Source organism: uncultured Vibrio sp. (assembly GCF_947488985.1).
Lineage (GTDB): Bacteria > Pseudomonadota > Gammaproteobacteria > Enterobacterales > Vibrionaceae > Vibrio.
This window is the reverse complement of record NZ_CANLBV010000127.1, coordinates 1-7,764: the sequence shown is the minus strand read 5'-3', so window position 1 is coordinate 7,764 and position 7,764 is coordinate 1. Positions and strand designations below refer to the sequence as shown.

4 protein-coding genes and 4 pseudogenes are annotated in these 7,764 nt (G+C 40.8%); 5 read left to right on the top strand and 3 right to left on the bottom strand.

Features of this window, described 5'->3' with window-relative positions; translation table 11 throughout:
• The first annotated feature begins 1,729 nt into the window (after window positions 1-1,729).
• The gene (locus Q1A70_RS18085; RefSeq protein WP_299694905.1) at window positions 1,730-1,861 is read left to right on the top strand and encodes a hypothetical protein; all 132 of its coding nucleotides are present in this window, start codon (window positions 1,730-1,732) and stop codon (window positions 1,859-1,861) included.
• A gap of 44 nt (window positions 1,862-1,905) precedes the next feature.
• Here the strand turns inward: Q1A70_RS18085 and Q1A70_RS18080 are convergent.
• Window positions 1,906-2,170 (bottom strand): annotated as a pseudogene (locus Q1A70_RS18080) (transposase); the annotation flags it as partial.
• A 78-nt stretch (window positions 2,171-2,248) separates the two neighbouring features.
• On the opposite strand from Q1A70_RS18080, the pseudogene Q1A70_RS18075 reads away from it, so the two are divergent.
• From Q1A70_RS18075 to Q1A70_RS18065, 3 genes and pseudogenes are all read left to right on the top strand, one after another.
• Window positions 2,249-3,164, top strand: a pseudogene (locus Q1A70_RS18075) (IS5 family transposase).
• Window positions 3,165-3,457: 293 nt separating this feature from the next.
• Window positions 3,458-5,122 (top strand): amidohydrolase family protein, encoded by a 1,665-nt coding sequence (locus tag Q1A70_RS18070; RefSeq protein WP_299694908.1) that lies wholly within the window; start codon window positions 3,458-3,460, stop codon window positions 5,120-5,122.
• A 9-nt stretch (window positions 5,123-5,131) separates the two neighbouring features.
• The gene (locus Q1A70_RS18065) at window positions 5,132-5,503 is read left to right on the top strand and encodes a hypothetical protein (RefSeq protein ID WP_299694911.1); all 372 of its coding nucleotides are present in this window, start codon (window positions 5,132-5,134) and stop codon (window positions 5,501-5,503) included.
• Window positions 5,504-5,533: 30 nt separating this feature from the next.
• On the opposite strand, the pseudogene Q1A70_RS18060 reads toward Q1A70_RS18065, so the two are convergent.
• Both Q1A70_RS18060 and Q1A70_RS18055 read right to left on the bottom strand, forming a co-directional pair.
• Window positions 5,534-5,650 (bottom strand): annotated as a pseudogene (locus Q1A70_RS18060) (IS5/IS1182 family transposase); the annotation flags it as partial.
• 3 nt (window positions 5,651-5,653) lie between these two features.
• A pseudogene (locus Q1A70_RS18055) lies at window positions 5,654-5,866 on the bottom strand (transposase); the annotation flags it as partial.
• Window positions 5,867-6,266: 400 nt separating this feature from the next.
• Between Q1A70_RS18055 and Q1A70_RS18050 the strand changes: the two are divergent.
• A complete protein-coding gene (locus tag Q1A70_RS18050; protein WP_299694914.1) occupies window positions 6,267-7,598 on the top strand; it encodes an amidohydrolase family protein in 1,332 nt (443 codons plus the stop codon).
• Window positions 7,599-7,764: the final 166 nt, after the last annotated feature.

Below are 7,764 nucleotides of genomic sequence, written 5' to 3'. Positions count from 1 at the left end.
GAAACTCAGTGCATTGTTTAAGAATTAGGCAACTATGGACCAGGCATGTCTTCTATCTGAATTAAGCAACAAAACCTATCATTATAGGTATACCCCCATGATAAATGTCATCTAACCCCAAGGTTGAAAAACAAACTCCGAAGTTGGGACAAAGGTTCCAATGTTATACGAAGTGTTTTTCGAACCGTCACCATAATCGGTTTGACGAAAGTCGAAGTTAACGATGCCGATATCAAATAACCACCTAGCCTCCATTCATCACCATTTTCTTTAATCGAACCATTTAACATCCTTGTTTCATCTAAGCCTAAATATCTATTTAACATTAAGCCTGTACTGGAATAACCAAATCCTGTGCGGGTAATTATTTTTGTGGGATCTTCCGGGTTCTTTTCATCTGCATTTACGTCTAATGCACAGCGATTAGAGAAATCGGAACTAACTTTTGATTATTCATAGCTCAAACTGTTAATTAGTTGAATGAAAATAAAAGTAAGAGCTCTACAACAGTTATCACCAAATAAAAAATACTTGTATACAAGCGCAAATTAAATATATCAATATAACATTAGATATACCTATTGCCATTTCAAGGCATTCAAGCATAAAACCGTATTAAATATTCTTAACAACTGAATAAAATAAAGGTAAAGTCACATATAAAAAATACCCTATATACCCATATAAAATGATAAAAATAATTATAAATATCACTGTTAATCCTTGATGGAGGATATATAGTACAAAAAAGAGGGCAACAATGACCCAAAAGGAGGAATAATAGTGGTCACTATACTAATTGTATCTTTATCGATGCTGCTATTTTTTATCTTAACATTTTACAAACAAAAAAACAGGCACAGCCAAAGCAGTGTACTTCCTGTATTCTTATGTCAGAGTATCGAGCAATAATATATCCGAATGACAGTTTATTGAATGAAAAGATAAAGGAAGACTGGAATATCAATAGCAGAAATATGCTTAAAACGACGCACTCGCTCACTCAAAAATTACAACTAAAAAATCGGGAAGTCCGAAAAGTAGAGAAACTAGAGTTTTAACTTTTTAAGCTTAAAAATCAATGAATTAAGTTTAACGATTGCTGGCCGCATTGGCTCTCTTTATGAGTGCCTGCGTCCGAATACTCTACAAATTATTCCAAAGCTTACAGAAAATAAATTTGAATGGATGACAATAAAATATTCATACAACACAATATTTAGTCGAGGAAATCTAACACAATTTAATTATCTAATCATAGAAGAACTTGCGACCCAAATTTTACATGAAGCTAAGTCAAATAAGAAAACATTAATCCACACATTCTATTAGCTCTTGCTGCTATAGTTTGCACGATTTTCATTAAGCAGAATTAAGAAAAAACTTAATTGCTGATAGCTAAACCATTTTGAGATATAGACATGTTAAATCCAACTATTGATGTACTAATTGTATCTAAAAGTAGGCTAAGAAAAGGAACTCGCCCAGATCGCTCATCTCCCAGAACAGATGCCAGCTCAAAGAAAAGAGAGCTAAAAGAATATGATGGACCATTATTGAAATCAGGCGAATTCCCCCTAGAAAGCTGGTTATCTACATACAAGAGAGGGTTTCGTAATGACAATATTGCAGAAAGTTGCTGACTTTATTCTGATTTCCGGCATTTTGGTTATGGTTTGCATGATCCTCGCCCCTATTTTTCTATCTAAATATATGGAGACAAAACCTAATGACCAATAATATAGATCTATATAATATCACCCTCATTGCATCACTGACCTTGATGAGCATCTCTCTTGTCGTTTACGGCAACATGTTAGAGCCAGCGTATATCGAACATCTAAAAATCAAAGGCATGTAAATCTATGGCAGCACTTTAGCATTCTCCTCTTAAAGCTAGAGTGCAGCTTTCCCCAATTTACCTTTCCCTTGAAGCTTCTTAGCATCCATGAACTTACGACGAGCATTTGCTAAGCCCCCCACATTGGCGACTTGATGTAGACCATCAAGCCGTGTAGCCATCGGCTTGTAAATAACCCTTATAGCCGCCTAAAAAGGCAATAGGGCATGCCCTCGCACGCCTGTTTTGATAGTCGTACAATGCGATATTTTTCACATTCGGTAATGCCGCTTCGGGCGATTCAGCGCCTGAGCAGTAGATCCACATATGGCTTTGTTGAGTAATTCAATTGAACTAAATCCAGAACCTACGACCTGATCAACTACGTCCGCTCCCTATCGAAGCCCTATGCCTAAACCTCGTTACAAAATAACCAACTGGAAGCTATACAACCAACCACTCATTAGCCGTAGATCTCTGACCTTTTAGATTGATGAAGAAGCGATAAGTGGTTGGGCGTAAAGCAAACAGAATAAGCGCGGGAAATCACGTCAGGCCAGCGATTTAGCTATCACGGCAGTACTCATGGTGAAGCGAGTTTTTTCTATGCCACTGAGAGCGCTGCAAGGGTTTTTCGACTCGACATTTAGGTTAGCCCATGTACCGTTAAGTTGTACGCATTACACTTGCATCAGTCATAGAGCCAAGCAAGTTGAGGTCTCATTTAAGACTAAAACGAGAGGAGCAATACAGCACCTAGCCATTGATGCAACTGGCCTTGTTTATGGCGAAGGTGATTGGAAAGTCAAAAACATGGGACGGATGGCAAGCGTAGAGTCTGGCGAAAGCTGCATATTGCCGTCGATACAAGCACTCATGAGATCATTGCCGACGAACTAAGTTTATCAACGGTTACAGATGGAGAAGTACTCCCGAATTTACTGAAACAAACACGCCGAAGTATCCTTGAGATATCTGGTGATGGGGCTTACGACACGAGAGTATGTCATGCTGTTATTAAGGTTAAGGGAGCCATTGCACTTATTCCCCAAGAGAAGAAGCAGCCTTCTGGGAACGTGGTCACCCTCGAAATCTCGCCGTGGGTTGCCAGAAATTATACGGCTCAAATAAGTACTGGAAAGAGCGGTATGGATACCACAGACGTTCACTCTCAGAAACGGCGATGTATCGAGTTAAACAGTTGCTAGGAGGACGATTGAGCTTAAGAAATTACAATGCCCAGGTGGGTGAAACTTACGCGATGATAAAAGCGTTGAACAAGCTTACTGGGTTAGGTATGCCTGAAACTTGTCGTATTGACTAAGAAATACACGAAACGGGGTAGCTCTATCTATAAGTTTAATTCCGCAAAGCCTATTTTCTCACTTAACCACTTGTTCAACGGCTTGGACTTTGAAGTCTCCAACATCACTTTTTCGTGCAAATAGGTTACGCCGTCGTATCTGATCCGACATAAGTGATTATGTACTATAGTTTGGTAGACATACAATGCAAGCCAGATCGAGAGCAAAATGTCTTGAGAGCATTTAGTCTAGTTCTTGTCATTCTGTACTAGCTCAGATAAACAAGAAATTAGCAAAGATATAAGGGAAAAAAATGAAAGTAAATAAGAAATTAATGACTTTGTCAGTGCTAGCAGCATTGACGTTAAACGCTGGAGCGTTGTCGGCGGCAGACTACGACTTAGTTATTGAAAATGGTCGGGTCATGGATCCTGAAACCATGCTGGATGCGGTGCTCAATGTCGGAATAAAAGACGGTCAAATTATTATAATTTCAGCCGATCAATTAGAAGGTGACAAGGTTATTGACGCATCAGGTCAAGTTGTCGCCCCGGGATTTATTGATACCCACTTTCATTCTCTTGATGGTCTATCAATTAAACTCGCAGCTCTTGATGGTGTGACCACAGGGATGGACCTGGAAATAGGGGCAACTCGCGTAGCTGAATGGTACGAAAATAAGAAAGATGCCTGGCCTTTGAACTATGGTACTGGAATCAGTCAAGAGGCGGCTAGGCTAGAGGTTCTTGACCCTGAAGTGAAAATTGATCGAGCGTATGACGCGCCTGATATTCTGAGTAAATTACGAACAGAAGCTGCCAAAGACGGAGTCAGCGGATGGTCTGATACTAAGGCCAATGAAGAACAAATGAACCAAATTCTGACTATTTTGGATCAGGGCTTTCAAGATGGTGCTATCAACCTAGCATCGACAACCGCATACATGCGAAATGGTCTTACATCCTTTGAAATGTATGAATCACAAAAAGTGGCGGCAAATTGGGGGCGATTCACTGCATCTCATACTCGTTTTCATGGCAATCCAGTAAACCCGGAAGGACAACTAGGTTTTGACGAAGTCTTTGCAAATGCTGTGGCACTCAAAGCGGGATTATTAATGCTTCACAACAATGAGTTTGGTTGGTGGGAAGTTGAGGAAAAACTAAAATCGGCTCGTGATCAAGGTATGAACATGTGGTCAGAATACTATCCGTACGACGCTGCATCCACAGCCATTGGTTCGTCATTCTTAATACCAGAAAGTGTTGAGGGGCTGTTTGGTTACAAGTACGAGGACATTATTTATGACCCAGATTCTGACAAGTTCTTAGACAAAGAAGCATATCTAGACTTGGTGGCAAAGGACCCGGGGCACCTTGTCGTGATTTTCAGTCCACCACGTAAAGAATGGTTGAAATATTTCTTGAAGATCCCGCACATGACTGTAGCAGCTGACTCTATTTACTCGGGGTTAGGTGTTGATTCTTGGGATGCTGATTACACAGAATACAAAGGTCACCCACGGACAGCGGGTACACGCGGTAGAGTATTTGCAATGGCGCGTGAAGAGGGGGTTCCATTGATGTTTACTTTGGCGCAAATGACTTACTGGCCTGCGAAACATTTAGGCGATGAGGGCCTAGAGTCCATGCAGAAACGTGGGCGTATGCAAGAAGGTATGGTGGCTGATATTACCATTTTTGATCCAGAAACGGTTCAAGACAACTCGACCTATAAAGCGGGTGAGCAAGGCAAACCAACATCAGGTATTTCTTATGTGATTGTTAATGGTCAAAAAGTGGTCGACGATGGTGAGTTCAAGAAAGTATGGGCAGGTCAACCTATACGTTATACACCAGAGGATAAGGGACGTTTCAAGGGAATTGATAAAGCGAGCTGGTTGAAAAATATTACGGTTCCGACGTTCTCCGCAACCCAATCCGGCGCAGATGGTAACCCGACGTTTAAAAGCAAGTAGGAGTATGCGATGAGAATTGCCGCTGCTGTACTAGTTTGCGCAATCTCGTTTGGAGGCGTAGGTCACGCCTCCTCACTTGATGACTTAGCGAACCAAGTTACCGTGTTAGATACGTATCAACAGATTGCCGAACCCAACATAAATAGTCAGCCTGTGAAAAAAAGCAAGCTTTCAACATATGCTTATGATGTTGGCTTAGATGTATCTAAGTTAACGCCAGGACAAGTATCAGAAATAGAATCTACCTTTAAAGGAAAGCCGTCTTGGGCGTTTTGTGACGAACATCGAGTAGTAGAGATTGTTATGAATGGCAGTAGCATATGGGAACGCACAACGGTTATGAAGCTGCAGCGCTACAGTGATATATCAATAGTTCACTAGGCGTGTTGATCTTTGCTGTACATTTCGTGTTCAACAATACATCGGTAGCCACATCAACATGAATGCCAGCGATAGCATGCTGGCATAATTCCTTTCTAACTTGTCATATCTACTTGAAATAGCTCGATAATGCTTAATTTTCGCAAAGCGTTATATCGAAAAACTCTTTATGGATGAAGTAAATTCAGGCTTGGAGGAGAAGTAAATATTATTCCTCACATGCTCATTCATTACTTTCCAAAGCTGCTCAATTGGATTCAAATTTGGACTGTAAGGCGGTAAGTAATGAAGCTCGATATTGAGCACTTTTGCCGCATTTTTTACCAGTTCCGACTGATGATAAGCAGCGCCATCAAGAACTAAGGTGGACCACATAATTAAGCCCGCTGATTTCTCCGCGGGCTTTCTAATGACTGGCGTTCTAAATTGACATCCCTCAGCGAAAAAGCGCAACAAAGACGTAAAACTGAGCGTTCACAACTCTCGGATTTTATTATTGTACACACACTCGTTTTTCACTTTGAAGCGAATAGTTGCAATCGAGTCGATTTTTTACCAACCATCACCAAAACTACTACACTTACCTTGCGCCAAAACCTTGTTGAACATAGCTTGAAAGGGCGTATACAAACAATTACAAGCTATCCATCCTACCGTAGGTTGGATCAAATAGGACGAGCCATTGCACATAGCTTGTTATTGAATCATGAATTATGAGTTAATAATAGTTGACAGAAAAATTTCCAACTCTAGGTAAACGAAAATGAATAATCTCACCATACTAAGCGCACTGATTGGCAGCTGTCTTTCATTTGGGGCACTAGCTGATTCTGTATTGATCACTAATGTCGATGTCTTTGACGGCGTCAATGAAGAACTTACGGAAGACGCAAATGTGTTGATCGTAGACAATCTAATTCAAACAATCTCAACAGATGACATCATTCATGAAGGTGCTAAGGTCATTGATGGCAATGGTAGAACGATGATACCAGGTTTGTCTGATGCACATACTCATATAATGTGGACCGATGATATCGAAACACTCATCTATGGCGCACCCGAAGGTTGGTCTGGAACCCTTGCTGGTGTCAACGCAGGCGAAATGCTGCAACGTGGTTTCACTACCATTCGTGACAATGGTGGCCCAGCTTTCGGCTTGAAAAAAGCTATCGACGAACACATCGTTCCTGGGCCTAGAATTTTACCCGCTGGAGCGTTTATTTCACAAACATCAGGCCATGGCGATTATGATCAGCGTATGTTTTACATGTCACCTCACTTTACGGGTCAAATCGACAAAGCCTACATTAGGGGCTGGACAATAATTGCTGATGGTATACCTGAAGTACAAAAAGCATCACGAGATGTGTTTCGCTCAGGCGCTACTCATTTAAAAATCTTTGGTAGTGGCAGTATCACAGGCGCTCACGACCCATTGGATGTGACGGAATATACTTATGAAGAACTCAAAGCTATTGTGACCGAAGCCGACAAATGGGGTACTTACGCCGCTATTCATGCCTACAGTGATGAGGGCATACAAAATGCTATCAAAGCAGGTGTTAAAAGTATCGAGCACGGGCTATTTGCATCTGAAGAAACCATGAAATTGATGAAAAAAAATGATGTCTGGTTCTCAACTCAATTTTTAGCCTTTAGTCTGCCTCCAGAGAAGGCAGGAATGAAAGGTGATTCAATCCCTAAATACCTAAAAGCACAGCAAGGAGCCCAAAATGGGTATGAGCGTGCAAAGAAAATGGGGTTAAAAATGACCTTTGGTACTGATATCTTAGGTTCACTAACACTTCACCGTATGCAAAACCGTGAATTTATCGCGCGCAGCAAGTATTTCACACCTTATGAAATCCTAAAGCAAGCAACATCACTCAATGCAGAGCTATTTGAATTATCAGGAGAGCGTCACCCTTACAAAGAAGGAAAACTGGGTGTAATCCAAGAAGGAGCTTATGCTGATCTGCTGCTTGTGGACGGAAATCCACTTGAAGATATATCCATCTTAGCTCTTCCTAGTACAAACCTAGATCTTATCATGAAAGATGGTGTTGTGTATAAGAATCAATTAGACAAATAAAGTCTTTAATTGAACGCCACAATTCGAGTTTAGTTCACTTCGCCACCTGTTCTATCAGGTGGCTTTTTGTCAATTTGCCGTTCAATTTTATGTAAGCGTCTTTAAATCGACTCATTCAATCCTTTCAATAAACGTCGTAACCTTTAACTTTGATCGTTAAAGGTAC

Excerpts from the sequence above, each read along its gene's own strand:
- Q1A70_RS18065 (WP_299694911.1), top strand. The coding sequence starts at position 5,132 with ATGAGAATTGCCGCTGCTGTACTAGTTTGCGCAATCTCGTTTGGAGGC.
- Q1A70_RS18070 (WP_299694908.1), top strand. The coding sequence starts at position 3,458 with ATGAAAGTAAATAAGAAATTAATGACTTTGTCAGTGCTAGCAGCATTG.
- Q1A70_RS18050 (WP_299694914.1), top strand. The coding sequence starts at position 6,267 with ATGAATAATCTCACCATACTAAGCGCACTGATTGGCAGCTGTCTTTCA.
- Q1A70_RS18085 (WP_299694905.1), top strand. The coding sequence starts at position 1,730 with ATGACCAATAATATAGATCTATATAATATCACCCTCATTGCATCACTG.